Genomic DNA, 25894 nt, shown 5'->3' with positions numbered 1-25894 from the left:
TCGCGAAGGACGGTCCACGAACCGCTGCGGGCGTTAAGAAAAATCGAATGCGGCGTCGGCGAATGCATAGCCGTGCAGCCGTTGCCGCGAAAGTGAGGCGCCGCGGTTACTGACACTCATGCGTCGGGCAACGGACGGCAGGTGTCGGCCAGTAGCGGGTGCCGACGCCAACGCAAGACATCAACACTGGCTCCAGATAACCGTTATAGACGAACTCGTTTACGTTCGGCAGGTATCGCCCGCCGTAGACAGCTTCCCTGGAAAAGGCGAAGTGATTAAACAAGCGGGAGAACTTTGGTATTGAAGGCTCAGATACTGAAAGCAACGGGTGATCAGTTTCCAACAAATCAAACGCCGTCTCAAACAGTCGGATGCCAAGACCCCTGCTTTCGAAATCGGGGCGCACTCGCAAAGTGCAAAGCTTCTTTTCAGTGTCAGAGTGCTTGACAATCAACAAGCCAGCCACGGCCGAGTCGCGCAACTCCACTACGGCGGTTCGCTCGCCAGCGTAGATGCCTGGAATCACTTTGCCCAGAAGCCATTTATCAAAGCCGGGGTAGCTCTCGCGCAGGAACGCCATGTCGTCCGAGATGGCTCGAACGAATTGCATCATACGCTCTGGATCGGAGGCAATTGTCGAGTGTGAGATGAAAACCTTCACTTTGAGCGCTCCTCATCAGGTATACGGGCAAGCCACCCCTGAACTCTAATAGCTATTGGCGAGCCGTCATATCGGTATTTGACCGCATCCCAAACCATGTTTCCTAGAGCACCGACAAGCCCCGCAACGATGACAAACTTCACAAGACCGAATCGAACATTCTTGAATCGCGCTAACGATCCGAACTCGGAAACTGGCATGTCATTGCCAGTGATTGGGTCCTTCTCGATAGTCCTTGTCCATTGGTAGCCGAGACTGCTTTTCACTCGCCTGCGACTCCAAAATTTGTGCCAATCGTTCGGGCTGGCGGCGAGAGAGTAGTTAGCCCAGAAATGCTCATCTTCAAGGGAACGGCACGACCTGAACAGCTTGTCTTCGAACACGATGTCTTGAGCGCGAGATTTCATCAAGAACAGATGGACCTTTTTGAAGTCGATGAAAGCCGCGTTGACTCTCTGCTCAAAGCCCAGAGGCACTCCTCGACGAACGTTCATTCTGAAGTCGATGATTTCAGTTCGTTGCCACGAACTCAAGAAGAAACGGTCGCGTGGGTTGATACTCACGCGGTAGAAGTGCTTCGGGACATTTTTCACTCGAAAACGGACATACATTCTCTTCGCCGACGCGCTCGACGATACGGACTTCGCCCGAACGTTTGGCACGTTAAGGCTTATCGCCTGCTGGGCTTGATTCGTGTTCGGATGATGCGTCTTCACCTCAAGATCAGTCCCAAGTTCAACGAAAGTGAAAGTCTCGTTCTTCACCGGATCCGTAACATGTCCGGCACGGCCATTCGAATTCGAGCAAATCCAGCCTTCATTGAAGATCGCTGGGATCGCACCCTTCTCCTGAAGACGAAGCGAAAGGTCTTCGATGTCCGAGTCAGAAATTAACCACGGGAGAACAAACTCAAAAGTCTGCGCCGAGTCGTTCACATCCAGCATGAGTCCGATGTCGAGGAAGGCCGAGTCGAAAACCCATTTTTTCTTTTTCTCCCAGAGGTTCAAATGCACTTCTGGTAGCACGCTAGGCTGTCCGGCGCGACCGCTCGCCAGCATCAAAAGTCCGTAGAAGGTTGAGTCGGCCATGTCAGATGTAGCAAAAAGACTGCGGCGGAGTGTTCGAGGCCAGGTACTTCGACAGAGGCTGCGGGACAGCGAACCGCACAGGATCACCTACCTTGATCGCAAAGGCTATGGTCCGGTCTTTGAAGTAGCTGTCGAACTTCTCCTTCGTCACGCCAGCCACAGCTTTGGTCTTCGCCCACAGTGCTTTCGGTGCGTCCTCGTAGATGTCCGCAATCTGGAAACTGCCAATCACTAGCGCAACAGGCATCGTCGCGTACACAACGACTTCATCAACGTCCTCCTTGAACAAGACACGACGAAATTCGTAGTGCTTGTGGCCATCGAAGATGGCGTCAGCGAACTCAGGATGAATAGACAAGAGTACGCGCTTTTTCATAGTCACCTGAGAGCTTAAGAATGGTTCGAAGTTGATCGAGCTTGAGCGGAAAGAACCCTGAGTATGCGCCGTTGGTAATCACCCCGCTCTCCAGCAGCGCCGCTCGGTTCGGGCGTTTTGTGAGCGCAAGGTTGTACGTGAACCGAACGACCCACGGGTACTTTTTGGTCTTGTAGAACACCTTCAGCTCATCAGCGCTGAAAATGCTGTACGGCTCGCAATACTTCAAAAACTCGGCCTCGGTCTTATACTGCTCGATGTTGGTGATTTCTTCGACGACGCACAGGGAGGTAACCACGGACGTGTGATATGCAGGTCCACCCTCCGCGGTGCGGTAGATCATCAACGTGTCACCGCGCCGCAGTTGTTCGATACCCTGCATCCCAGCAAGGTAGATCTTGTGAATACTGTTTGTATGCGAAACATCTTTGAGAATTGATTCGCTTTCCGTTTTCAGCAGCGAGTCGGGCAAAAGACGGGAATGCCATTGTGGATAGATCGACAAGACGAAGTGCCGGTTCTGCTTGAAAGGTATTCGAGGGTAGTCGAGCACCACGTCGCCAACGGTTTTGTCCAAACGACGCTCGTAGACAGCCTCTGCGGGACCGCCGCCTGACACTTTCGTGCCGGCCTTTACGAAGCCGTAGCGGCCGAAGAGTTGCACCAACGCTTCATGTTTTTCGAAGACCGTGACATATAGTGCCTCAGCGTTCGCTTCAACAGCAGTGTCGAAGGCACGCTTCATAAAGCGCTCGCCTAATCGGGTGCTATGCGGATTGACTTTGAACGTTCCAATCTTTAAGCGACGCGCAGCCGGCAGTGGTGGGTGTACATCCGTCACCGCCCCTTCTTCTTCCTTCAAGTACAGAAAGCCATCCAGCCCGCCGTCCTCAGCTACAAACGTGAATGCTCCCTTGTCGGCCTTCGATGCGAACCAGTCCGAAAAGTGTAGGTAGTCTGCTTTTAGACTATCAAAAAAGGGGTCCGCTAAAGAAATGTCTTTAAATTTCTCGATGCGAAGGACTGAGGCTTCCACGTCGCAGAGCTTTAGGCAGCTAGCCGTTCAATGCCCGCGGCCAATTCGCTGCGTGCGGACGAGAGGCCCAAAATGAAGCCGAAGGCCCGCTGGCCATCAGACATCCTGAACGGTTCTTTGCGTTTTTCGCCCCACTTCTCGACGCATTTCTCAAAAAACACAATACCTGATGTGGAGAGGGAACTAAGAGATATGCCACTCCCTTGAATATCGCAGATTGCATCACTCACCTTCAAAGACGACACGCAGGCCCCGCGCAGATTTTTCACCACCTCGAACGAAACTAAATTCGTTAAGGTGTGCTCTCTATGCACGCCACGGCCGCGCACTCCCTGCTTACGGCTTGGAGTAGGGACAACAATGCTCTTCCTGCACAGGTGGTGCAGCATGTTCTTCTTGATGCCTATGAGAACTACGGCTTGCGTTGGAAAATATATCACATGTTGAAGTTTAATACCAAATCTCAGAAACATGGCTACTTGTCGAGTCCCGTTTGTTCGTAGACACGCTCGACAAACAGCCCAGGGCGGTTCGCCTGCCGATTCGTGGGAGCTTTAACGGGTGAGAGATAGTTGAGGGCGAGCTTCTTCAGGACGGTAGGCCGGCTCAAGTTTGAAGTGCGACACACCGCAACCTGTAAGGTGTCGCCCAAATGGGAACCCACTACTCGCACGTGAACGAGGCCGACCGGATGTCGATCCAGGCCTTGATGCAGGTGCCGCGCAGCGCAGCGGCCATCGCTCGGCAGTTGTCCTTCAGCTGCTCGACCATCAGCCGTGAGATCAGCCGCAGCAAGGTCTTGCCCACAGCATTGGCCAGCACTTACCGAGCCGGCGTGGCGCAAGCACGCTCGCGAGGGCGACGCGCTGCAGCGTGATGGCCAGCGCGTTGCGGGCCAGGGTCATCACCCGCACGCACTTGCCACCTTGCTGCGCCAGGCTGGCGAAGACATGCTCTACCCGCGCCCGGGTCTTGTTGATGGTCTTGTTGCCTGGATTCAGCCTTGTCTTGGCGGTCTGTCCGGGCTTGGCTCGGCGGGCAATGCCGTCTTGCAGTCCGCGGACTTGCAGCACCTGCCGGTTGGCATGGCTGTCGTAGCCCCGGTCGGCCAGCAATTGGTCTCGCGTGTTGGCCGGTGGCAGCACATGTGGCAGCTGCTGCCCGTCGTCGGCGTTGGCCGCCGTGACCTTCAGCTCGCGGATGAGCTTGTAGCGCGCGTCCACGTTGCCATGAAGCTTGTAGCCATAGAAGGCCTTGCCGTGCTTCTTCGTCCAGCGGGCTTCGCGATCGGTGTGGGCCAGGCGCTTGGCGCTCCAGCCTTCAGGGGCATCGCCTCGGTTGAGCGTCTCGCGCTCCTTGGCGTTGGCTTGCGTGACAGGCGCCTGCGCGATGCTGCCGTCCACGATCTGCCCGCCGCGCGGGATGAAGCCGTGCTGCTGCAGTTGCTGGCTCAGCGTCTCAAAGATGGCCTTGCCACCCAGGCCGCCCTGCGCCAGTCGCTGCCGGAAGGTCCACAGCGTGCGTGCGTCCGGGATGTGCAGCGCGCCGTCGAGTCGGCAAAAGCGCTGGAAGCTCAGACGGTCGAGCACCTGATGCTCGCACTGCTCGTCCGAGAGGTTGTACAGCCCCTGCAGGAACACCATGCGCACCAGCACCTCGGTGGCATAGGGCGGGCGGCCGCCTTTGCTGCGGTCGGCTCGCGGGCAAGCCCAATCCACGGCCGCAGCCATCGCGGAGAAGTCGATCAGCTGGTCCATCGCCGCCAGCGTCTGCACGTAGCCTTCGAGCTTGGCCTTGCGATGGCGCACCAGGAACATGCCGTCGGGGGCTTGCTCGGGGACGAAGCCCGAGGGCTTGATGCGCGGCGTGATCATTCCGCCATGTTGCCGCATCTGGGACCACTCACGGGTCAGCTGGGGCGGTTTCTAGAAGTGCCCTTAAGAACCCGGCAAAGTGGCTGGAGATCAGAATGTAGACGAGCCCTCCGATGGCCCGCAACGAAGCTGACAACGGCCATCAATGCTCAGCGGCTTCGTGATCCCTGGGGTCGATCAGGCGCTCGCTGCCCCCGCCACCAACCGCCTCGCCAACCCCGTCCCATCCTCCCGAAACACATGCACGCTTTCCGGCGGCCCGACCAGCCGCAGCATCTCGCCCACCTGGAAGTTCTCGTCGTGGACCTTGGCGATGAGGGTGGCGTTGCCGTCGCGCAGCTTGGCGTGCACGTAGCCGTGTTCGCCCAGGTGTTCGACGTGCTGGACCTGGGCGGGCCAGCCGGTGTCCTGGCCTGGGGCTTCGCGCTGGGCCAGCAGGTGCTCGGGGCGGATGCCCAGCGTGGCGCGTTGGCCGGGTTGCATGCCGCGGCCATCCACGCACGCGAGTTGCGACTGGCCGGCGCAGTCCAGCAGCACGCGCTCGGCGTCCGCCGCCGCCACGCTGGCGTCCACGAAGTTCATCGCGGGTGAGCCGATGAAGCCGGCGACGAAGCGGTTGGCGGGGTGGTGGTAGAGCGTGAGCGGGGAGCCGACCTGGGCGATGCCGGGCTCACCACGGGCGCCGGCGCCGGGCGTGAGCAGCACGATCTTGTCGGCCAGGGTCATGGCTTCGACCTGGTCGTGGGTGACGTAGATCATGCTGGCCGAGCCGATCTGGCGGTGCAGCTTGGCGATCTCCACGCGGGTGTTGACGCGCAGCGCGGCGTCCAGGTTGGACAGCGGTTCGTCAAAGAGGAACACCTTTGGCTTGCGCACGATGGCGCGGCCAATGGCCACGCGCTGCCGCTGGCCGCCGGAGAGCTGCTTGGGCTTGCGGTCCAGCAGTTCGTCCAGCTGCAGGATGCGCGAAGCCTCTTTCACGCGCGCTTCCACCTCGGCCTTGGGCAGCTTCTGCTGCTGCAGGCCGAAGGCCATGTTCTGGTACACGCTCATGTGCGGGTACAGCGCATAGCTCTGGAAGACCATCGCCACGTCGCGCTTGGCGGGCGGCAGCGCGTTGACGATGCGGCCGTCGATCTCGATCTCGCCGTCGCTCGCGTCTTCCAGCCCGGCAATGAGCCGCAGCAGCGTGGACTTGCCGCAGCCCGAGGGGCCGATGAAGACGACGAACTCGCCTGGCGCGATGCTCAGGTCGATGGCATGAAAGATGGAGACAGACCCAAATCGCTTGGCGACGTTTCGCAGTTCGATGCGGGACATGAGGACGCGCTCCTTGCCAACTGGCTTTGTGAGACCAAGTGGCCGAAAAAGGCCTGGTGCGGTGGCAGCAGGATGACTTGCGGCTCGTGGCTGCCAATGAAGCCGTGGCCGTGGACGGGGATCACCGCTGAACCGGCGGGCAGCTCGTAGCGGGCCGGCAGTGGCGAGAGGTTGAAGACGCAGACCAGGTGCTTTGGTGCGTCGCCCTCGGCGGCCAGCATCGGCGGCTCGCCTTCGGCATGGCGCACAAACGCCACCACTTGTTCGTGCGCCGGCAGCAGCGCCATCTCGCCACTGCGCAGCAGCGGGTTGCCGCGGCGCCAGTGCAGGAAGCGGCGGTACAGGGCCAGCAGCGACTGGTCGTCGCCTTCCTGGCGGTCCACCGCATGCGAGAGGTGCGGCTGGGCGACCGGCAGCCAGGGCGTGGCTGTGCTGAAGCCGGCGTGCGGCGCGGCGGCCTGCCAGGGCATGGGGGTGCGGCAACCGTCGCGACCGGGGAAGTCCGGCCACATTTCCTTGCCATACGGGTCCTGGATGGCCGAGAACGGCAGCTCGGCCTGGGCAAGCCCGAGTTCCTCGCCCTGGTACAGGCAGGGCGTGCCGCGCAGCGAGGCCAGCAGGCCCAGCAGCACCGGCGCGATGCGGCTGGCCTCGCCCAGCTGCTGCCAGCGGGTGACGACGCGGTCCACGTCGTGGTTGTTCAGGCTCCAGCAGGCCCAGGCGCCTTCGGTGCTGGCGACGAACTCCTGCAGCGTGCTGTGGATGAAGGCCGGCGAGCAGGGGTGGCCCAGCAGGTTGAAGGTGTAGGCCATGTGCAGACGCCGGCCGCGCGTGTATTCGGCCAGGCGCTCGTACTGATGGTCGTCGCCGATCTCGCCGATGCTGGTGGTGCCGGGGTAGCGGTCCATCAGCGCACGCAGGCGCTCCAGGAAGGGCAGGTTCTCGGGCTGGCTTTTGTCATACATGTGCTGCTGCAGCGCATACGGGTTGCAGTGCGGCACGCCCACGGCGTAGTGGCCATCGGGCTGCGGCGGGTTGGAGCGCAGCTGCTTGTCGTGCACATAGAAGTTGACGGTGTCCAGGCGGAAGCCGTCCACGCCGCGCTGCAGCCAGAACTCGGCCACGTCCAGCACCGATTGCTGTACCTCTTCGTTGTGGAAGTTCAGATCCGACTGGCTGGCGAGGAAGTTGTGCAGGTAGTACTGCTTGCGGCGCGACTCCCATTGCCAGGCGCTGCCGCCGAAGATGGACAGCCAGTTGTTGGGCGGCGAGCCATCGGGCTGCGGGTCGGCCCAGACGTACCAGTCGGCCTTGGGGTTGTCGCGGCTGACGCGGCTTTGCTGGAACCACGGGTGCTCGGCCGAGGTGTGGCTGATGACCAGGTCAATCAGCACACGCAGGTTCAAGGCATGGGCCTCGGTGACCAGCGTATCGAAATCGGCCAGCGTGCCGAAGATCGGGTCGACGTCGCAATAGTCGCTCACGTCATAGCCGAAGTCGCGCATCGGCGACTTGAAGAACGGCGAGATCCACAGGCCTTCGACGCCCAGCGAGGCGATGTAGGGCAGGCGCTGGGTGACGCCCGGCAGGTCGCCGATGCCGTCGCCGTTGCTGTCCTGGAAGCTGCGCGGATAGACCTGGTAGAGCGCGCCGCCGCGCCACCAGGCGGGGTCGGTACTGGGTTGCTGCATGGTGAGTGAAGTGAAGGGTTGGGTTCAGCCTTTGACCGCGCCAGCGGTGAGACCGGCGACGATGAGCCGCTGGAAGTACATGACGAGCAGGATCAGCGGCAGCGTGACCATCACCGAGGCGGCCATGATCGGGCCCCAGGGCAGCTCGTGGCCGCCAGCGCCGCTGATGAAGGCAATGGCCACCGGCACGGTGCGTTGCTCGGTGGAAATGGTGAAGGTGAGCGCGAACAGGAACTCGTTCCACGCGGCAATGAAGGCCAGCAGCCCGGTGGAGACCAGGGCCGGCCAAAGCACCGGCAGGAAGATGCGGAAGATGGTGCCGATGGGGCCCACGCCGTCCATGATGGCCGCCTCTTCCAGCTCCTTGGGCAGCTGCTTCATGAAGGTCACCAGCACCCAGACGGTGAAGGGCAGCGTGAGCATCAGGTCGGCAAACAGCAAGGCGCCCAGGCTGTCGTACAGGCCAAACCAGCGCACCAGCTCGAACATGCCCGAGAGCACGGCGACCTGCGGGAACATCGAGGCCGACAGGATGCTCAGCAGCAAAAGCCCGCGGCCGCGGAACTCCACCCGGCCCAGCGCCCAGGCGGCCGGCAGGCTGACCAGCATGGACAGCAGCACCACGCCGCCGGCCACCAGCAGCGAGTTCAGCAGGTTGTGGGCAAACGGCTGGTCGCGGAAGACGGTGACGTAGTTGAACAGCGTGGGCGCTGGCGGAATGAGCCGCGGCTCAAACATCTCGCTGCCGCGCTTGAGTGAGGTGGAGATGGCATAGACGAACGGGAACACCGAGTACACGGTGAAGACCGCCGCCAGCAGCCAGTAGCCGATGGTGCCGAGGCCGATGCGCCGTGGCGCCTGCAATGCAGCGGTGGTGCTCATGCGGATGCCTTTTCGACGCGGCTGCGCATGGCCACCGCATAGGTGATGGTGACCACCGCGATGGTGAAGAACAGCAGCATGGCCGCGGCCGAGCCGACGCCGACCTGCTGGAAGTCGATCAGCTGCTCGCGCACGTAGACCGACATGCTCTTGGTCTCGCGGGCGTTGGAGGTCATCACGTAGATCACGTCGAACACGCGCAGCGCGTCCAGCATGCGGAAGATCATCGCCACGGCCAGGCCGGGCAGGATCAGCGGCAGCGTGATGTGCCAGAACACCGCCAGCGGCTTCACGCCGTCCACCCGCGCCGCTTCGTAGCAGTCGGCCGGCACCATCTGCAGCGCGGCCAGCGTGAGCAGCGCCATGAAGGGCGTGGTCTTCCACACGTCCACCAGCACGATGGCGAACAGCGAGAGGTTCGGGTCCGCCGTCCAGGCCAGCGGCGCACTGAGGATGCCCAGCGCCACCATGTAGTGGTTCAGGATGCCGAATTGGTCGTGCAGCATCCAGCTCCACATCTTGGCCGAGACCACGGTGGGAATGGCCCAGGGCAGCAGCATTGCGGCGCGCAGCCCTGTGCGCAGGCGCGAGGGGTGGTTGATCAGCAGCGCCACGCCCAGGCCCAGCACGGTCTCGATGGAGACCGACAGCAGCGCGAAGCGCAGCGTGGTGAAGACCGACTGCCACCAGCCGGCGTCCATCAGCACGCCGTATTCGCCGAGGTAGTTGTCCAGCCCGATGAAGTGCCAGTTGCCCAGCTGCGAGAGCTGCGCGTCCGTCAGGCTGAACCACAGCGTGCGCGCCAGCGGCCAGCCGGCAATCACCAGCAGCAGCAGGAGCATGGGCGCGAGCAGCGCCCAGGCCCAGCGGCTGCGGTGGCGGGCAATGCCGCCGCCGTGCACGGCGGGCCGGGCGGCCGGCGCCGCGGTGGCGGCAGCTTGGGCTTTCACCGCGAGCTCCGTCACAGCTTCAGTTCCACTTGCCGCCGCGGCTGGTGCGGCCCAGAGAGGTCTCCAGCTGCGGCAGTGCGGCGGTGGCCTTGGCCTGGCCGGCCAGCACTTCGTGCGCGCTGTTCCAGAAGGCGTTGCTGACCTGGTTGTAGTGCGAACCGGTGACGGTGGCCGGGCGCGCGGCGGCGCTGGCGAAAGTGCCGTAGAGCTCGCCCATGAAGGGGTTGGCCTTCAGGACTTCCGGGTCCTTGTAGAGGGCCGGCATGGTCGGGTTGAACGAGCCCTTGATCGCGCGTTCCTTCTGCACCTCGGCGCTGGTCATGTACATCACCAGGTCCGCGGCAATCGCCGGGTTCTTGCTGTACTTCGAGACCGCCAGCTGGTGCCCGCCCAGCGCCGCGGCGCTGCGGCCGTTGGCGCCATTGCCCTTGGGCAGCACGGTGATGCCGACCTTGCCCTTGATCGTGCTGTCCGCCGCCTGCGAGAGCGCCCAGGCATACGGCCAGTTGCGCATGTAGACGGCATTGCCGGCCTGGAACACGCCACGCGATTCTTCCTCGGCGTAGTTCAGCACGGCCGATGGCGAGATGGTGCCGACCCAGCTGGCGGCCGTCTGCAGCGCTTCGGCGGCCTGCGGGTTGTTGACGCTGATCTTGCCGCTGGGCTCGACCACGCTGCCGCCACCAAAGCTGACCAGCCATTCCAGCGCATTGCAGCTCAGGCCTTCGTAGGCGCGGCCCTGCCAGACATAGCCCCACATGCGGTCGTTGCCGGCCTTGCGCTCGCCTTCCTGGATCAGCTTGGCGGACTTGGCCAGGTCGTCCCAGGTGACGGGCAGCGGCTGCTTGTATTTCTCCAGCAAGTCCTTGCGGTAGTACAGCAGGCCGGCGTCGGTGAACCAGGGCATGGCGACCAGCTTGCCGCCCACGGTGTTGTTGGCGACGATGCTCTCGAAGTGCTGCGACTGCGTGCCCTTGGCATACGGCGTCAGGTCGATCAGATGCGTGCCCAGCAGGCCGGGCCAGACCACGTCGATCTGAAAGATGTCGATCTTGTCGGACTGCGAGCCGAGGATCTGCTGGTACAGCGCCAGGCGCTCGTTCGAGTCGGCCGGCGTGGCAACCACCTGCACCTCGTTACCGGTCTTCTTGGCCCAGGCATCAGCCGCGCTCTTGCAGAGTTCCAGCTCATAGCCGATGGCGCCGCAAGAAATCTTGATCGACGCGGCCTGTGCTTGCGCAGTGGCCAGGCTGGCGACGAGGGCGAAGGCGGCTGCAGCGGCCGCGCGTGGGAATGGCTTCATGTCTTGTCTCCTGTCGGGATGCGTCCTGGGGGCATGTGCTCATGACCACCTCAGGCGGGGCACGTGGATCGGCCCGGAACGCATCAGACTCGCCGCAGGTGAACGGCGGATTGCATTTGTTTCAGTGCGGCGCGGGCGCCGGCTCGGCGAGCAATGCGGTGAGCGCGCCGCGCTCGAACGGCTTCGGAAGCAGGCCCACGTCCTCGGGCGCGTCCAGCCGCGGCAGCACGGCCTCGAAGGCCAGGCCGGACATCAGGCACAGGCGCAGCTCGGGGTGGCGGCGGCGCAGCGCGTTGGCGACCTGCACGCCGTCCATGCTGCCGCCCAGACAGACGTCGGTCAGCACCACGTCGGGCAGCGGCGACTCGTCTGCCGCGCGCAAGGCCGCAGGCCCGTCGGCCACCGCCTGCACCTGCGCGCCGGCGCTGCGCAGCATGTCGACAACGGTTTCGCGGAAGGCGGCGTCGTCGTCCACCACCAGCACCGACAGGCCTTGAAGCTCGCCGCCCGGAGCGGCGTTGGCCGCCTGCGCCGGGCCGGGCAACAGCGCCGGGCCGGCGCCCGCGGCGCACGGGAAGCGCAGCGTGAAGCAAGTGCCCTCGCCTGCCCGGCTCGTCACATCCACCTCGCCACCGGACTGGCGCACGAAACCGTAGACGATGCTCAGCCCCAGCCCGCTGCCCTCGCCCGGCGCCTTGGTCGTGAAAAACGGTTCGAAGACCTTGCCCAGCAGATGCTCGGCAATGCCGCTGCCGGTGTCGGCCACGCGGATCTGCAGCGTCTCGCCACTGCCGTCTGCGCCGGCCGACAGGCGCTGCGTGGCAATGCACAGCTCACCACCTTCGGGCATGGCCGCGGCGCTGTTGAGCACCAGGTTCAGCATCGCGTTTTCGAGGTGGCCGCGGTCGACGAAGAGCTGGGCCTCGGGCGCCTGCAGGTCCAGCCGCAGCCGGGTTTGCGGGCCGGCGCTGAACTCGATCAGGTCGCGCATCTCGTCGATCATCGCGTCGATGGGCACCCACTCTGCCGCCAGCGGCTGGCGGCGCGCAAAGGCCAGCAGGCGGCGTGTGAGTCCGGCTGCGCTGGCGGCTGCGCGCAAGGCCCGCTGCAGCCGCGGCCTGGCCTCTGGCGACAGCGTGGCCTCGGCCTCCAGCAGGTCCAGGTTGCCGATGATGGTGCCGAGGTAGTTGTTGAAATCGTGCGCCACGCCGCCCGTGAGCTGGCCCAGCACTTCCAGGCGCTGGGTGTGCTGCTCCTGGCGCTGGATGGCGCGCCGCAGCGTCAGGTCGGTTACCAGCGTGACGGTGCCGCCGTCGGGCATGGCCTGGCTGCGAAGGTCGAACAGGCGGCCATCGGGCAATTGCAGCTCGATGTGGTGGGCCTGCAGCAGGTCGGCCGTGTCACCGGGATTGCCGCTCTGCCCCGGCACGCTCCAGACCGCATCGGCCGGCAGCGCCTGCATCAGCGCGTGGGCGCGCTGGCCGGGATGCAGCGTCACGCCAAACGGGCTGAACAGCTCGGCCAGGCCGGTGTTCCACAGGCGCAGCTCGCCGCCTCGGCCGAACACCGCCAGCGCGTCCGTCATGCTCTGGTGCACGGCGGCCAGCAGCGCACCCTGCGCCCGCAGGTCGCGCACCAGCGTCTGCTTGGCCAGCAGCGCATCGCGGAAGACCTCGAAGCTGCGGGCCAGCGCGCCGAGTTCGTCGCGCCGCAAGGTGATGGTGGCCGTGCGCTGGGCCAGCGGCGCGGTGTCGCCGCCGACCAGGCGTGTCATGGCCTGCGTGATGGTCTCGACCTGCGAGATGAAGCGGCGCACATGGCGCATAGCCAGCGCGGCGATCAGCACGCTGCCGAGTGCCAGCAGCAGCAGCGCGGCCTCGCCGGAGCGGATGGCCTGCTGCACCTGGCTGCGGCGCTCGGCCGCCTGGCTGCGCAGGCTGTCCACGTACTCGTCGACCTTGCTGCTGAGTTGATCCGCGTTGCCACGCGTGAGCACCACCAGGTAGGCGATGCGGCCTTCCAGCATCAGCTGGTAGCGGCGCAGCGCCAGCAGGTTCTGCGGGCCGAAGGCCAGGTCCAGCAGGCTGCGTTCCAGCGCGGCCGGCAATGGCTTGGCCAGGCCCGCGGCCTGCTCGCGGCGCGCGGCGATCCACAGCGCCTCGGCGTCGGCCTGCAGCTTGCCGATCTTCGCGGCGTCGCCGCCGCCCGCGCTGGTCACCAGCGTGGCCCACAGCGCGGTCACCGCGTTGGCGCCTGCAGCACCCGGGCCGTTGCCGGCCGCGGGCAACTGCTCCCCCAGGCGGTCCAGCTCGGCCACCTGCAGCTTCAGCTGCGCCTCGACCTGCTGCCGCTGGCCGGTCAGCTCGGCGAGCTGGCCCATGTCGCGCGTCAGGTCGATCAGCACGGTGCGCAGCGCCGGGCCCAGCGCGCCTTCGTTGCTCAGCGTGTCGACGCGGCGGCGCACTTCGGCGAGCAGTGCGTCCACCGCAGCGGAGTTCTCGGCCAGGTTGGCAGCGGTGCGGGACTCGCCAACGTTGGGCGCGATCGCGGCCAGCCGCGCTGTGCGCTGGGCCAGTTCCAGCGCCTGCGTCACGTTGGGCAGCAGCTCGCCCTGGAAGCCGACCAGCGCCCGCTGCGCGCTGCGCATGCCGTACCAGCCCAGCGAGGCCAGCACGATGGCGGCGGCCAGCAGCGCGACCAGGGCCGCCAGCAGCCGCGTGCGGACCCGGTCGCCCAGCCGCGGCGCCGCTTCGCTCACAGCGGCGTCACCGGCGCTTGAAAGAGGTAACCCAATCCACGCTCGGTGCAGATGAACTGCGGGTGGCGCGGGTTGGGTTCGATCTTGCGGCGCAGGCGCAGGATCAGCACGTCGATGGTGCGGTCGTAGACCTCGGTGTCGGCGCTGCGGGTCTGTTCCAGCAACTCGTCGCGCGACCACAGGCGCTGCGGTTGCCTGGCCAGGGTTTCGAGCAGGCGGTACTCGCCCTGCGTGAGCGCGCACAACTCGCCAGCGCGGCTGCGCAACTCGCGCCGGCCCAGGTCCAGCACCCAGTCGCCAAAAGCCAAGCGCGGGCTGTTGGACGGTGCCTGGACCTGTGCCGGTGCAGCGACGGCCGGTGCGCCGGCCTGCTCGTAGCGCCGCAGCACCGCGCGCACGCGCGCCACCAGTTCGCGCATGCCAAAGGGCTTGATCAGGAAGTCGTCGGCCGCGAGTTCGAGCAGCAGCACGCGGTCGGTCTCGTCGCTGCTGCCGCTGATCATCACGATGGGCACGCGCGAGACCTGGCGCAGCTGCCGGGCCAGCACCAGGCCGTCTTCGTTGCGCAGGCGCAGGTCCATCAGCACCAGGTCGTGGCGGTGCCTGGCCATGGCTTCGCGCATTTGCGCGGCGCCGTCGACGCAGTCGACCTCGAAGCCGCTGCGGTGCAGCACATCGTCCAGCATCTGGCGCATGTCGGCGTCGTCGTCGACGACCAGCACGCGGGGCGGCGGCGTTTCGCCCAGCGACAGCGCGCCCGCGGGGAACTCGGCCAGCGCCGCGGTGGGCGGACTTGCCATCATCTTGTCGTCTCCTGTCGCGCCTGGCGGCAGCTGCGGCGCGCTGTCTCGTTTGTTGCCTGTCACGCCGGCCTCTTCGGGCCGGGCCTGCAATGCAGGCAAGCTTCGCAGCTTGCCTGGGCTGGGTCGCGGCCTGGATGTCGTGCGTGTCGATTCTGCATTCACAAATGAAACATGCGAAGGACGGCAAAACAGCCCCGAGGCGGGCGCAGGGACAGGGTCTCCGGGTTTTCCACAGCTTCAATTCGCCCAATCTGACGGAAAGTGGGCGCACAGCGCACATTACCTCCCTACTGCGACCCTCACCGGCCCAGACTCCGGCGCATGGGACCCGCCCTGCCGAACCGCCTTGCCGACCTTGCGCTGCTGCCCGCCTCCGGGCTGGCCAGCGTTCGGCCGTTGATGGAGCCCGGCATGGCATTGCCTCCCACCGAATCTCGCGGCACTGCCGACATCGTCACCAGCCTGCAGCAAGGGCTGCGCGTGATCGAGGTGTTCGACCAGGACCGGCCGCAGCTGACGATTGCCGAGGTCGCCCGCCGGGCCGACCTGAGCCGCGCTGCGGCCCGCCGCTACCTGCTGACGCTGGCCGAGATGGGCTATGTGAAGCACGACGGCAAGACCTTCGCGCTGAGTGTCAAGGTGCTGCGGCTGGCGCAATCGTTCATGCACTCGTCGCGCCTGCCACGTCTGCTTCAGCCGCAACTGCAGGCGATTGCCGCAGCGCTGCAGGAGTCCTCGTCGGCGGGGGTGCTGGAAGGTGACGACGTGATTTCGGTCGCCGCCGCAAGCTCAGGCCGGCTGACCTCCAGCACGCTGCAGCCGGGCACCCGCGTGCCGGCCTACTGCACGGCCAATGGCCGGGTGCTGCTGGCCGCGCTGTCGCCCGAGGCGCTGGACGCCTGGCTGCGCCGCCAGACCTTGCCCGCCCGCACGACGCACACGCTGGTGGACCACGACGCGCTGCGCGCCGAGGTGCAGCGGGTGCGGGCGCGCGGCCATGCGCTGGTGGACCAGGAATTCGAGCTGGGCTTGCGCACCGTGGCCGTGCCGCTGCGCAACTTCAAGGGCGAGGTCGTGGCCTCGGCCAACCTCAGCGCACATGCCTCGCGCATGCGCATGGACGAGCTGGCCGAGCGTGGCCTGCCCTTGCTGCTGCAACTGCAGGCGCAGTTGCAATCGCTGATCTGAGTCGACGATGGCGCGGCGGGCGCTGTCGAACGCACTGCTTCTGCTGTTCCCGCCACCATTGCCAGGAGCTTTGCCATGCCGTCCACCACCCTTCCCACGCGCACCCAGGTCGCCATCATCGGCGCCGGCCCGGCTGGGCTGCTGCTGGGCCAGCTGCTGCACAAGGCCGGCATTGACGCGGTGGTGCTGGAGCAGCGCAGCGGCGACTACGTGCTGGGCCGCATCCGCGCCGGCGTGATCGAGCAGACCACGGTGGACCTGCTGGAGCGCGCCGGCGTGGCGGCCCGCATGCACGCCGAAGGGCTGCCGCACGACGGCTTCGAGCTGTGCGTGGACGGCCAGCGCTCGCGCATCGACCTGCATGCACGCACCGGCGGCAAGCGGGTCACCGTCTACGGACAGACCGAGATCACGCGTGACCTGATGGCCGCGCGCGCCGAAGAGGGGTTGACCACGGTGTATGAGGCCACGAATGTCGAGGTGCTGGACTTCGACGGCGACACGCCGCGCGTGCGCTTCCAGCACCAGGGCCGGGACCATGAGCTGCGCTGCGATTTCATTGCGGGCTGCGACGGATTCCATGGCGTGTGCCGCGCCAGCGTGCCGCGGGCTTCGCTGCGCACCTTTGAAAAGGTGTACCCCTTTGGTTGGCTGGGCATCCTGGCGGACGTGCCGCCGGTGGCGCATGAGCTGATCTACGTGCGCCACGACCGTGGCTTCGCGCTGTGCAGCATGCGCTCGGCCACGCGCAGCCGCTACTACCTGCAGTGTTCGCTGGAGGACAAGGTCGAACAGTGGAGCGACCAGGCCTTCTGGGATGAGCTCAAGCGCCGGCTGGACCCGGCAGCGGCGGCCGCACTGGTCACCGGCCCGGCCATCGAGAAGAGCATTGCACCGCTGCGCAGCTTCGTCACCGAACCGATGCGCTTCGGCCGGCTGTTCCTTGCGGGCGATGCGGCGCACATCGTGCCGCCGACGGGCGCCAAGGGGCTGAACCTGGCTGCGTCAGACGTGCAGTTCCTGGCCGAGGCGCTGACCGAGCATTACCAGGAGAAAAGCGCCGCCGGGCTGGACGGCTACTCGGCCCGCGCACTGGCCCGCATCTGGAAGGCCGAGCGCTTCTCGTGGTGGTTCACGTCCCTGATGCACAAGTTCCCGGACAACGCCGGCTTTGGCGACCGCATGCAGCAGGCTGAGCTGGATTACCTGCTGCAGTCGGAGGCCGCGCAGACGGTGATGGCCGAGAACTATGTGGGGTTGCCGATGGTGGCCTGAAGCCACCCGGCGGTCAGTTCTTGCAGCCTGGCGTGCCGGACTGCGAGAACGAGTTGAACAACGCGCGCTGCTGGGCGTAGCCGTTGGTGTAGTCGATGAACTGCTGGAACACCGGCACCGGCTGGAACAGCGATGCGTTGGATGGTGCTTCGAGGCGCGGCAGCGTGTAGTCCTGCAGGCCGCCGGTTTGCGAAGTCGGCGTATGCTGGAAGCGGTCGGTGCAGGCGAAGTCGCCCGTGTCGCCGGCAGCAGCCGAAGTGCCACGGTCGGTCGCCTGGTAGATGCGGGCCATCTCGCCGTAGTTGCTGATGATGGCAATGTTCTGGTTGCCCTGCCAGACCATTTGCGGATAGGTGATCTGCGCGCCTGCCGAGGCCGGCACCAGCGTCGCGTACGGGCTCCAGGCGAGCGACTTGGCGTCGTAGCGCATGTACATCAGCGCACCGCCGTCGGCGAAGGCCAGGTGGATGTAGCCCTTGCCATCCAGCGCGGTGTTGAAGTGGCTGGACACTGGCTCGCTGTCTGGCGGGTTGGGGCTGGTGTAGAGGGTCTGTGCCGCGCTCCACGGAGTGCCTGCATCACCCTTGACGGGCCGCTCGGACCAATACATGGTTTCATGCACCGTGAAGACCATGCCGACGCCCGCGGGGGTCAACACCAGGCGAGCGCTGCGCTTGACCTGAGGAGCAGGCGCGGTGGCGTCCTTCGGGCCGAACTGCAGGCCGGTGTTGTTCCACTTGGTCTTGCCGGGCTTGCGCAGGTGCAGCACGATCACCGACTTGCCGTCCGCGCTGTCCGTCTCGACAAACGCGGCCCAGGTGTTGCCCTTGGTGTCGGTGACAAAGCTGGGGTTCGCGCCGCTGGTGGTGGCGCTGCCGCGCGGCAGCGTCTGGATCGCGCCAGCCGCAAAGCTGCGTTTGCTGCTGTCGTACGGGAAGGTGACAAAACGGATGTCACCGCCGACGGTGTCATAGATGACCGACAAGCTGGACGTCGCGCTGTCGTAGTAGCCGTCCGACACATTGCTGGCACCGGTGCCGTTGAGGACCTGCTGCTGCTGCCAGGTGGCGCCAGCGTCATGGCTGGAATACAGGGTCAGCGAATTGTTGCCGGACTGCTTGGTGTGGTTGATCAGCACGTGAATGCCGCCATCGGCCGTCTGCCACGAGTGCTCCTGGTGGCGGTACGAGATCATGCGCTGCGACAGGCTGGTCAGGCTGGTGACCGTGCTGGTGGTGGTGCCAGCCTGTGCCGCCAACGATGCCAACGAAACGGCCAGACCCAACGCAAGCCCACTGGCCATGCAACGCAGGCGGCGAACGGGGTGGGGCGACACAGCGCGGGAAGTCTTCAGGCGATACATCTGTATTTACTCCAGGACATGGGGCGACTGGAATGCTGACATGCATGCATCATGCCGGCCAGCCCACAGCCAGGGGATGAGTGGCCTGACCGGGCCTTGCCACCCGAAAAAGCGTGACAAACCTCTCACCGCCTGAAACCGCGCGCCAGACGGATCCATTGCACCCGCATTGCAGGCGCAGAAATGCAAAAGGCCAGCGCAAATGCGCTGGCCTTTTTTGTGTTGGTGCCCAGGAGAGGACTCGAACCTCCACGGAGTTACCCGCTAGTACCTGAAACTAGTGCGTCTACCAATTCCGCCACCTGGGCTTTGCTGACAAAGCATTGCTGCTTCCCGGCAAGCCTTGCACTATAGCATGTTCCAGCCAAAGTGCCAAAAATTCTGATGCGGGAAGATTTCACGGAGCATGCTGGAATGGAACCCTGTCCGCGCACGTCTTGCGAGGACTGCACTTCAGAGGCCCGTCGCCATGCCCCAACTCCAGCCGCTCGCCGAAGCCCTGGTCGCCGCCCATCGCCACCACGCACTGCTGTCGCCCGCCGAATGGACCGGCCAGCCGGCCGATGCCGAAGCGGCCTACGGCCTGCAGCAGCAGGTGGGCGACACGCTGGGCTGGTGGCCGGCGGGCAGCCTGCCGCGCTGCTGGAAAAGCGGCGGTCCCGGGCCGGATGCCTTGCGGCATGCGCCGCTGGGCGAGAGCGGCGTGCTGCAGGCCGATGGAGAAACGCTGGACTGGCGCGCCCGCCCCTGGCCTGGTGCCGCGCTGGAAGCCGAGATCGCACTGCGGCTGGGCCAGCCGGTCACACCGGCCATGGCCGCAGAGCTGGACGAAGCCAGCGCGTGGGCCTTGCTGGACGGCCTGGCCGTGGCGGTGGAATTCGCCGCCTCCCGCTGGGCCGGTGCCGCCAGCGCTGATCAGCAGCTGGCCGACGGCCTGTCCCATGGCGGCCTGGGCCTTGGGCCGTGGCAGGCACCCACGCCACGCAACTGGGCCGCGCAAGCCTTGGCGCTGACGCGCAGCGGCGAGCCAGCGCAACAGTTCACGGGCACCCATCCACTGGGCCACCCCGGCGCGGTGCTGCCGGGCCTGCTGCGCCACCTGACGCGCCACGGCGCAAGCGCGCCCGCCGGCACGCTGGTCACGACCGGCAGCTGGAACGGCGCGCTGCAGGTGGCCCGCGGCCAGCAGGTCACGATTGCCTTTGCTGGCTTGCCACCGCTGACCGTGCTGCTCTGATCGAACCCGCGACGCGACAGCGCAGCCGGCGCCGGGCCGCCCCAAGACGGCTGTGCAACCCGCCCGGCGGGTGGTCTGGCGTACTCGCAAGACCGGGTGCCCCATCTACGGTTTGATGTAGGCGTAGCCCTGGATCTGGAGTTTCGCCAGGCGCACCACGCCTGAGGGTGTGAAGTCCGCTTCCTGCAGGAACTTGTCCTTGGACAGGCCGCGGTTCTTCAGCGTGATTTCGCAGACTTCGAAGTGCACGCCGCGGTTGTGCAGCGCGGCGACCAGGCCTTCGTAAGGCGCGCCGGTCTTGTCCTTGGCGCCTTCCATCAGGAAGTCGACGCCGGTGGCCAGCGTAACCACGGTGATCTGCGCCGTCGGGTCGGCGTCCAGATGGTTGCGCACATTGCGCAAGGCCTGCAGCGCCTGCGACTCGGTGTCGCCCACGTGGTAGACGACCTTGTCGCCTGCAGGCGCGCTGGCCGGTACGGCGGCGACAGACTCGGCCGCGCCGGCTTGCATCGGCATGCCCGCGGCCACGGCCAGCAGCAAGGCGACCATCCAGCGCCTGGGCCCGCCGTGCGAGGCAGGAGGCTCTGCGCCATTCAATCCGTGAAACGTCGCTCGTGTGGACTGTTCTTGCATGGGGGCCATGAGGAAGTGGGTCAAAAAGACTAGGCGCTTGTCGAAAGAACGTCAAGCTGGTTGAGCCACACCCGGTCTTCACCGGCTGGGGACTCGCATGAGACTACCCACCAAACTGCCGTTCAACTGAACCCGATCTTCGGCCTCTGTGCATGGCTGCACCGGGGCCGTTTTGCTTGCAGCGAGGCAGCGGTAGGATGCTTGCAGCTGGCGATGCGCTGTTGGCTGTCCGCCCGCCCCCGGCCTCCGGGCTGTTTACGGAGCTTCGATTTGTTCCGCGTCCTGCGACTGTTGCTCCGCCCTTCGCACGATCTGCAAGACCTGCGGGCCTGGCGTACCCGCGTGCTGGACACGCTGCTGACCGTGCTGCTGCTGCTGGGCAGCTTGATCGCGCTGCCCAGCGCCTGGCTGGCCTGGCGCAATGGCTTGTGGCCGGTGCCGGTGATGGATGCGAGCTTGCTGGGCCTGCTGGCCCTGCTGCGCTGGCGCAGCAACTGGCCACTGGCCGGGCGGGCCTACCTGTTGATGGGCTTGGTGTTCGTGCTGGGCATGGGCCTGGTGGCCCTGGTTGGCCCGGTCAACCTGATCTACCTGATGGTGGTGCCGGCGCTGGCGGTGCTGTTGTGCGGCATGCGCACGGCCGCGCTGGCCTTGCTGCTGAACGTGCTGGGCCTGGTGACCCTGGGCGGGCTGGCCCAATGGCTGCCGCTGCCAGGCCTGAGCTCGGTCGACTTCGTCACCTGGCTGGTGATGATCGCCAACTTCTGCCTGGCAGACGGCACCCTGGTGCTGGCGATTGCCGCGCTGCTGGCCGGGCTGGAGTCCGCACTGGCAAGCCAGCTCAGCGCGCTGAGCGCGATGCGCAACAGCCAGGCCCAGCTGAAGGCGGCCGCCGAGGCGCACCGTGTCAACGAGGAAAGCTTTCGCCGCATCGCCGCACAGATGCCGGGGGTGATCTACCAGTTGCGGATGCAACCCGATGGCAGTTACCGCTTCCTCTACGTCAGCCCCGGCGTGCGCGAGCTCTACGGCATCGAGCCCGAGCAGGTGATCCTCGACAGCCAGGCCCTGGCCCGCTTTCGCCACCCGGACGACCGTGACAGGGTGCTGGCGCAAATGCAAGCCTCGCGAGCGGCTGGGCTGGACATCGAGATGGAGTACCGCATCGTGCTGGCCGACGGGACCGAGAAGTGGATCCACCTCCAGACCTCCAGCGCCCAGCAGGGCGAGCACGGCATGATGCGCTACGGCCTGATCGTCGACATCACCGAGCGCAAGCGCACCGAAGCCCGGCTGCGCGAGAACGAGGAGCGCTGGAAGCTGGCCCTGGAAAGCACCGGCGACGGCGTCTGGGACTGGCACCTGCAAACCGGCGTCGAGATCTTCTCGCGGCGCTTTCGCGAGATGTACGGCTACAGCGAAGCCGAGCTGCCAAACCGGGCCGACGCGATGGACGGCCGCACCCACCCGGATGACCTGGCCTCGTTGGAGCGCGCGCGCGAAGACCATTTCGCCGGCCGCACGGCCAGCTATGTGCACGAGCACCGCGTGCGCTGCAAGGATGGCAGCTGGAAATGGGTGATGAGTCGCGGCATGGTGATCGCCCGCGACGAGCAAGGCCGGCCGCTGCGCATGATCGGCACGCACACCGACATCACGCGCTGGAAGGAATCCGAGGCGCTGATCTGGCAGCAGGCCCACTTCGATGCGCTGACCGGGCTGCCGAATCGCCGCATGCTGCGCGACCGGCTGGAGCAGTCACTGGCCCGCGCCGCCGAGGGCGGCCAAACGCTGGCCCTGATGTTCATCGACCTGGACCACTTCAAGGAGGTCAACGACACACTGGGCCACGCGCAGGGTGACGAGTTGCTGCTGGAGGCGGCACGCCGCATCGGCGCATGTCTCGGGCCAAAGGACACGGTGGCCCGCATGGGCGGCGACGAGTTCACCGTCGTGCTGCCGGCGATGCAGGACGCCGCACGCGCGGAGGCGGTGGCTCAACAGCTGATCCACAGCCTGAGCACGCCCTTCCAGCTGGGACATGAACGCGCCTTCATTTCGGCCAGCATCGGCATTGCCTGCTACCCGGCCGACGCCCAGGTCATCGACGAGCTGCTCAAGCATGCCGACCAGGCCCTCTATGCCGCCAAGGACGGCGGGCGCAACCGCTTCAGCCACTTCACGCCTGCGCTGCAGGAGGCGGCGCAGACCCGCATGCGGCTGGCGACCGATTTGCGCAGCGCGCTGGCCGAGGCGCAGTTCCGGGTGCACTACCAGCCCATCGTCGATCTGGCCACCGGCGAAGTGCACAAGGCCGAGGCGTTGGTGCGCTGGCAGCATCCGCAGCGCGGGCTGGTCAGCCCGGGCCTGTTCGTGCCCATTGCCGAGGCCAGTGGCGTGATCGTCGAACTCGGGGACTGGGTGTTTCGCCAGGCCGTGCAGCAGGTGGCAGCCTGGCGCGTGTCGCACGACCCGCGGTTCCAAATCAGCGTCAACAAGTCGCCGGTGCAGTTCCGCAGCGCTGCCGGCACCGCGCAGGCCTGGGCCCGGCACTTGGCCGACCAGGGCTTACCGGGCGAGTGTGTGGTGGTGGAGATCACCGAAGGCCTGCTGCTGGAGGCGGACAGCCATGTCTTCGAGCAACTGGCCCATTTGAAGCAGGCCGGCATGCCGGTGTCGCTGGACGACTTCGGCACCGGCTATTCGTCGCTGTCCTACCTGCAGAAGTTCGACATCGACTTCCTGAAGATCGACCAGGTGTTTGTGCGCGGGCTGTCGGCCACGTCGAAGAACATCGCGCTGTGCAAGGCCATCATCGGCATGGCCCACGAACTGGGCATGAAGGTCGTGGCCGAGGGCGTGGAAACCGAAGAGCAGCGGCAGCTGCTGCAGGCGGCCGGCTGCGACTTTGGTCAGGGCTACCTGTTCGCCAGGCCCATGGACGGTGAATCCTTGTCGCACTGGCTGGCCGAGGCGAAAGGTGTCTGCCCAGCCAAATGAAGGCAGGCGCTCACTTCAATTCATGATGCCGGGACGACGCGGCCAGGTCCGGGCAAGTCCAGTGCAAGAGCTCGGCCAGGCGCTGTACCACCCAGGCACCCTCGCCTGGCTGCAAGCCGGAGGCCGGCTGTTGCAGCGCCTGCAGGCAGCGAAGCAGCACATCGTCTTCCGCCAAGCCATCGTCATGGTGCAGGCCTTGCGCACTGCTGACCAGGTGGCCGGCCAGGTCCTCGCAAAGTTCGTAGCGAGCGCGCACTTCGCCCATGGGCACCGTCAATCGGCGAGCGCGGTGCGAGGACGCACCACCATACAGGGCTAGAAAGCTGTCTGGCAGCGGGGTGAGTTGATCTTCGGACACAGTGGCTTGGTGGGCAGCAAAAGCAATGGCCACTGTCGCACGAGATGCCGTCGGCCGACCACCCGGCTGCCGCATTCCGGGGCACCGGAACAAAGCGTCAGTGAAATCAAGGGCTTGGCGGCGCCCTCCCGGGTTTGTCCACAGGCTTGCGCACCTCAGACGGGGACAAAGCCTCGAAGCCTGCCTGCGCCACGTTTCAGCCCGCGTCACCCAGTTCGGCCGCCACCTGCAGCAGTTGCTGCGGTGTCGGCTGGTCCCAGTTGTCACCCAGGCTGCCTTGGGCGAAATAGCGCAACATTTCCGGCAGGACCAGCGGATGCTGCCAACCGCTGGTCTGCAGGCGCTTGCGGATCGACGGGTGGACCTGCCGCGCTTCCATGTCGATCAGCAGGTCCGCCGCCAGTTCAGCCTGTGCCTCGGCAGACAGCGCGGCAATGTCGGCCGCCACCTGCTCACGCCGGCGGCGTATCCATTCTTCGGTCCAGCGCGACTGGCGCCTGGCCTGCAGTTCGCGGCCTTCGCTGCCGCGCGACACGCCCTCCCCTTCACGGCTGGCCTCGCGTCCGGGTTCGCGAGGCGCCGACGGTCCTGCCGCCGGCAACTGGCGGCTGCCCAATGCTGAATCGGTCACCGGCCTGGCCTTGCCCTTTTCCTGCCCTTTTTCCTGGGCGCTTTTCGCCTCGGCAACGGCAGTGACCCGCGCCACTTCGCCGGGCATCAAGGACCGCAGGTAGCGGTAAGGGTCGCGCAGCGGCCCCGGGAATTCCGAAGCTGCACGCTTGGCCAGCAGGTCCAGGCCGCTGCGCATGGGCTCCGTGCCATGCTGCAGCAGCAACTCCTCCGCCTTGTCCTCGTCGACCCCCAGCTCGCGCGCGCGAACCACCAGGCTCAGGTCGATCGCATCCGGCGGATGGCGCAGCGGCAAGGCCGACTGCTGCTTCTGGCGGATCAGGAACTGGATCTCGCTGATGAAGCGCCCTTCCTTGTGCTCGACCAGCTCGACCTCCAGGTCGGTGATGCTGCTGACTTCGGCAATCGCCAGCTTCAAGGTGTCGCGCTTGAAGATGCGGTATTCCAGCTTGGCGGTGCGTTCGGACTCGGGCTGGCCGCTCAACACCGGCCGCCACCAGCGCCAGTGCTGACGCGAGGTTCGGCCCACATCCTTGTAGCGGGTGCAGATCTCGTAGAGCGCAATGCCGGCGTGAGAGCGCAACTGGCTGATGACTTCCAGTTTCAGCCGGGCAAACACCGTGGGTTCCAGCAGTTCCTGCTTCAGGTTCACCGCATACGACCATTCCACCCAGACCTGCCCGCGCTCCTTGGCCAGGCGCGCATGCGCCAGCAAGCCCGACACGTTCCAGGCCGCCCCTTCGCCGGTGGTGGGCGACTGCCACTCCACGGTGGTCGAAACCATGGCGCGCAGGTGTTTCTTGATCAGCGCGTGATCGTTCGAATCGAAATCGACACCGCGCACCACGCGCTCCAGCGGGATGCGGAACACGTCCTTGTCCAGCCCCTGCTCCTGCGCTTCGTACAGCAGCACGTTGTAGGCCTTGCGGCCCAGCGAGGTGATGCGGGCCGACTTGGGCACGATGGCCAGCGTGTTGACCGGCTTGCGCAGCGGCGGCGCGCCAACCGCGTCGGCAGCAAAGCCACGCGTGGCCAGGCCTTGACCCAAGGGGACTCGCCGGCGGGCCGGCTGCGGCGCAGGTGCATGGGCCGTTTCCGGATCCGGTGGAGGGGCAGGGCGGTCGCGCGCACTCATGTCTGGACTGTACCGTAGATGTTAGTAGCGCTTTCACATGAGCAATGACCACGGTTTCGAGGCCCCTAGCCCGCGCTCCGGCAGGTGAGTCAGACATTCACGCCGGTCCTGAATACCCTCACCTCCGCGACACAGGCGCTGACGCCTGACGCATCACGAACATGCCAACGCATTGCCAGTTCGGCCTCCGACTACGAAACCGTATCAGCGCAACAGGCTGGGCTGACCGGAGGATTTTCAGGACAGCAGGCCGAAAAACAGCTCCCGAAAAGTCTCACCTGAATGCTGCAGGCGCAAATGCGCAGGGCAGGGCGCAGTGACGGCACCGGTCTG

The 25894-nt window shown here is 65.6% G+C and carries 22 protein-coding genes and 1 tRNA gene; 5 read left to right on the top strand and 18 right to left on the bottom strand.

What is annotated here, in order from left to right; genetic code table 11:
- Window positions 1-106: 106 nt before the first annotated feature.
- From AC3WR5_RS20980 to AC3WR5_RS20960, 5 genes are read right to left on the bottom strand one after another with little or no spacing between them, the layout of a single operon-like run.
- Complete coding sequence (locus AC3WR5_RS20980) at window positions 107-661, bottom strand: GNAT family N-acetyltransferase (RefSeq protein ID WP_492486872.1); 555 nt, start codon at window positions 659-661, stop codon at window positions 107-109.
- Window positions 658-1749 (bottom strand): hypothetical protein, encoded by a 1092-nt coding sequence (locus AC3WR5_RS20975; RefSeq protein ID WP_492486870.1) that lies wholly within the window; start codon window positions 1747-1749, stop codon window positions 658-660. Before AC3WR5_RS20975 ends, AC3WR5_RS20980 begins: the two co-directional genes overlap by 4 nt.
- 1 nt (window position 1750) lies before the next feature.
- Window positions 1751-2107, bottom strand: coding sequence for an ASCH domain-containing protein (locus tag AC3WR5_RS20970; RefSeq protein WP_492486868.1), 357 nt, complete (start codon window positions 2105-2107; stop codon window positions 1751-1753).
- Complete coding sequence (locus AC3WR5_RS20965) at window positions 2091-3161, bottom strand: GNAT family N-acetyltransferase (protein WP_492486866.1); 1071 nt, start codon at window positions 3159-3161, stop codon at window positions 2091-2093. The genes AC3WR5_RS20970 and AC3WR5_RS20965 overlap by 17 nt, the downstream gene beginning before the upstream one ends.
- An 11-nt stretch (window positions 3162-3172) precedes the next feature.
- Entirely contained in the window at window positions 3173-3634 is a 462-nt protein-coding gene (locus AC3WR5_RS20960) for a hypothetical protein (RefSeq protein ID WP_492486865.1), read from the bottom strand.
- Between the two features lie 179 nt (window positions 3635-3813).
- Between AC3WR5_RS20960 and AC3WR5_RS20955 the strand changes: the two genes are divergently transcribed.
- On the top strand, window positions 3814-4038 hold the full coding sequence (locus AC3WR5_RS20955; protein WP_492486863.1) for a helix-turn-helix domain-containing protein: 225 nt from the start codon (window positions 3814-3816) through the stop codon (window positions 4036-4038).
- On the opposite strand, the gene AC3WR5_RS20950 is transcribed toward AC3WR5_RS20955, so the two are convergent.
- The 8 genes from AC3WR5_RS20950 to AC3WR5_RS20915 all read right to left on the bottom strand — a co-directional run bounded on the left by AC3WR5_RS20950 (window position 3944) and on the right by AC3WR5_RS20915 (window position 14841).
- Window positions 3944-5035: an IS5 family transposase gene (locus tag AC3WR5_RS20950; RefSeq protein ID WP_492486862.1), complete on the bottom strand. Its 1092-nt coding sequence runs from the start codon at window positions 5033-5035 to the stop codon at window positions 3944-3946. The genes AC3WR5_RS20955 and AC3WR5_RS20950 overlap by 95 nt on opposite strands.
- 177 nt (window positions 5036-5212) lie before the next feature.
- On the bottom strand, window positions 5213-6355 hold the full coding sequence (locus tag AC3WR5_RS20945; RefSeq protein ID WP_492486861.1) for an ABC transporter ATP-binding protein: 1143 nt from the start codon (window positions 6353-6355) through the stop codon (window positions 5213-5215).
- Window positions 6283-8046 (bottom strand): alpha-glucosidase, encoded by a 1764-nt coding sequence (locus tag AC3WR5_RS20940; protein ID WP_492486859.1) that lies wholly within the window; start codon window positions 8044-8046, stop codon window positions 6283-6285. The genes AC3WR5_RS20945 and AC3WR5_RS20940 overlap by 73 nt, the downstream gene beginning before the upstream one ends.
- 24 nt (window positions 8047-8070) lie before the next feature.
- Complete coding sequence (locus AC3WR5_RS20935; RefSeq protein WP_492486858.1) at window positions 8071-8928, bottom strand: carbohydrate ABC transporter permease; 858 nt, start codon at window positions 8926-8928, stop codon at window positions 8071-8073.
- A complete protein-coding gene (locus AC3WR5_RS20930) occupies window positions 8925-9878 on the bottom strand; it encodes a carbohydrate ABC transporter permease (RefSeq protein ID WP_492486856.1) in 954 nt (317 codons plus the stop codon). Before AC3WR5_RS20930 ends, AC3WR5_RS20935 begins: the two co-directional genes overlap by 4 nt.
- A gap of 19 nt (window positions 9879-9897) precedes the next feature.
- Window positions 9898-11181 (bottom strand): ABC transporter substrate-binding protein, encoded by a 1284-nt coding sequence (locus tag AC3WR5_RS20925; RefSeq protein ID WP_492486854.1) that lies wholly within the window; start codon window positions 11179-11181, stop codon window positions 9898-9900.
- A gap of 121 nt (window positions 11182-11302) precedes the next feature.
- Window positions 11303-13939: an ATP-binding protein gene (locus AC3WR5_RS20920; protein WP_492486853.1), complete on the bottom strand. Its 2637-nt coding sequence runs from the start codon at window positions 13937-13939 to the stop codon at window positions 11303-11305.
- Entirely contained in the window at window positions 13936-14841 is a 906-nt protein-coding gene (locus AC3WR5_RS20915) for a response regulator (protein ID WP_492486851.1), read from the bottom strand. Before AC3WR5_RS20915 ends, AC3WR5_RS20920 begins: the two co-directional genes overlap by 4 nt.
- Before the next feature lie 312 nt (window positions 14842-15153).
- Here AC3WR5_RS20915 and AC3WR5_RS20910 point away from each other — a divergent pair, with 312 nt between their 5' ends.
- Both AC3WR5_RS20910 and pobA read left to right on the top strand, forming a co-directional pair.
- A complete protein-coding gene (locus AC3WR5_RS20910; protein WP_492486849.1) occupies window positions 15154-15930 on the top strand; it encodes an IclR family transcriptional regulator domain-containing protein in 777 nt (258 codons plus the stop codon).
- A 75-nt stretch (window positions 15931-16005) separates the two neighbouring features.
- On the top strand, window positions 16006-17205 hold the full coding sequence (pobA, locus tag AC3WR5_RS20905) for a 4-hydroxybenzoate 3-monooxygenase (RefSeq protein ID WP_492486847.1): 1200 nt from the start codon (window positions 16006-16008) through the stop codon (window positions 17203-17205).
- A gap of 13 nt (window positions 17206-17218) precedes the next feature.
- Here pobA and AC3WR5_RS20900 read toward each other — a convergent pair whose 3' ends face one another.
- Both AC3WR5_RS20900 and AC3WR5_RS20895 read right to left on the bottom strand, forming a co-directional pair.
- Window positions 17219-18508 (bottom strand): hypothetical protein, encoded by a 1290-nt coding sequence (locus AC3WR5_RS20900; RefSeq protein WP_231011625.1) that lies wholly within the window; start codon window positions 18506-18508, stop codon window positions 17219-17221.
- A 283-nt stretch (window positions 18509-18791) separates the two neighbouring features.
- A tRNA-Leu gene (locus tag AC3WR5_RS20895) sits at window positions 18792-18876 on the bottom strand.
- Window positions 18877-19037: 161 nt separating this feature from the next.
- On the opposite strand from AC3WR5_RS20895, the gene AC3WR5_RS20890 reads away from it, so the two are divergent.
- Window positions 19038-19805, top strand: a complete 768-nt coding sequence (locus tag AC3WR5_RS20890; RefSeq protein ID WP_492486845.1) for a fumarylacetoacetate hydrolase family protein — start codon at window positions 19038-19040, stop codon at window positions 19803-19805.
- A 105-nt stretch (window positions 19806-19910) separates the two neighbouring features.
- Here AC3WR5_RS20890 and AC3WR5_RS20885 read toward each other — a convergent pair whose 3' ends face one another.
- A complete protein-coding gene (locus AC3WR5_RS20885) occupies window positions 19911-20315 on the bottom strand; it encodes a DsrE family protein (RefSeq protein ID WP_231011783.1) in 405 nt (134 codons plus the stop codon).
- A 414-nt stretch (window positions 20316-20729) separates the two neighbouring features.
- On the opposite strand from AC3WR5_RS20885, the gene AC3WR5_RS20880 reads away from it, so the two are divergent.
- Window positions 20730-23438 (top strand): putative bifunctional diguanylate cyclase/phosphodiesterase, encoded by a 2709-nt coding sequence (locus tag AC3WR5_RS20880; RefSeq protein WP_492486843.1) that lies wholly within the window; start codon window positions 20730-20732, stop codon window positions 23436-23438.
- A 10-nt stretch (window positions 23439-23448) separates the two neighbouring features.
- Here AC3WR5_RS20880 and AC3WR5_RS20875 read toward each other — a convergent pair whose 3' ends face one another.
- Both AC3WR5_RS20875 and AC3WR5_RS20870 read right to left on the bottom strand, forming a co-directional pair.
- A complete protein-coding gene (locus tag AC3WR5_RS20875) occupies window positions 23449-23703 on the bottom strand; it encodes a hypothetical protein (RefSeq protein ID WP_492486841.1) in 255 nt (84 codons plus the stop codon).
- Between the two features lie 289 nt (window positions 23704-23992).
- Window positions 23993-25474 carry a replication initiation protein gene (locus AC3WR5_RS20870; RefSeq protein WP_492486839.1) on the bottom strand — a complete coding sequence of 494 codons (1482 nt, stop codon included), beginning with the start codon at window positions 25472-25474 and terminating at the stop codon, window positions 23993-23995.
- Window positions 25475-25894: the final 420 nt, after the last annotated feature.

Source organism: Ideonella sp. FW305-24 (assembly GCF_058788035.1).
This window is presented reverse-complemented; position numbering and strand designations above follow the sequence as displayed.

Excerpts from the sequence above, each read along its gene's own strand:
- AC3WR5_RS20975 (WP_492486870.1), bottom strand. The coding sequence starts at position 1,749 with ATGGCCGACTCAACCTTCTACGGACTTTTGATGCTGGCGAGCGGTCGC.
- AC3WR5_RS20960 (WP_492486865.1), bottom strand. The coding sequence starts at position 3,634 with ATGTTTCTGAGATTTGGTATTAAACTTCAACATGTGATATATTTTCCA.
- AC3WR5_RS20955 (WP_492486863.1), top strand. The coding sequence starts at position 3,814 with ATGGGAACCCACTACTCGCACGTGAACGAGGCCGACCGGATGTCGATC.
- AC3WR5_RS20950 (WP_492486862.1), bottom strand. The coding sequence starts at position 5,035 with ATGATCACGCCGCGCATCAAGCCCTCGGGCTTCGTCCCCGAGCAAGCC.
- AC3WR5_RS20945 (WP_492486861.1), bottom strand. The coding sequence starts at position 6,355 with ATGTCCCGCATCGAACTGCGAAACGTCGCCAAGCGATTTGGGTCTGTC.
- AC3WR5_RS20940 (WP_492486859.1), bottom strand. The coding sequence starts at position 8,046 with ATGCAGCAACCCAGTACCGACCCCGCCTGGTGGCGCGGCGGCGCGCTC.
- AC3WR5_RS20935 (WP_492486858.1), bottom strand. The coding sequence starts at position 8,928 with ATGAGCACCACCGCTGCATTGCAGGCGCCACGGCGCATCGGCCTCGGC.
- AC3WR5_RS20925 (WP_492486854.1), bottom strand. The coding sequence starts at position 11,181 with ATGAAGCCATTCCCACGCGCGGCCGCTGCAGCCGCCTTCGCCCTCGTC.
- AC3WR5_RS20910 (WP_492486849.1), top strand. The coding sequence starts at position 15,154 with ATGGCATTGCCTCCCACCGAATCTCGCGGCACTGCCGACATCGTCACC.
- pobA (WP_492486847.1), top strand. The coding sequence starts at position 16,006 with ATGCCGTCCACCACCCTTCCCACGCGCACCCAGGTCGCCATCATCGGC.
- AC3WR5_RS20900 (WP_231011625.1), bottom strand. The coding sequence starts at position 18,508 with ATGGCCAGTGGGCTTGCGTTGGGTCTGGCCGTTTCGTTGGCATCGTTG.
- AC3WR5_RS20890 (WP_492486845.1), top strand. The coding sequence starts at position 19,038 with ATGCCCCAACTCCAGCCGCTCGCCGAAGCCCTGGTCGCCGCCCATCGC.
- AC3WR5_RS20885 (WP_231011783.1), bottom strand. The coding sequence starts at position 20,315 with ATGCAAGCCGGCGCGGCCGAGTCTGTCGCCGCCGTACCGGCCAGCGCG.
- AC3WR5_RS20875 (WP_492486841.1), bottom strand. The coding sequence starts at position 23,703 with ATGGGCGAAGTGCGCGCTCGCTACGAACTTTGCGAGGACCTGGCCGGC.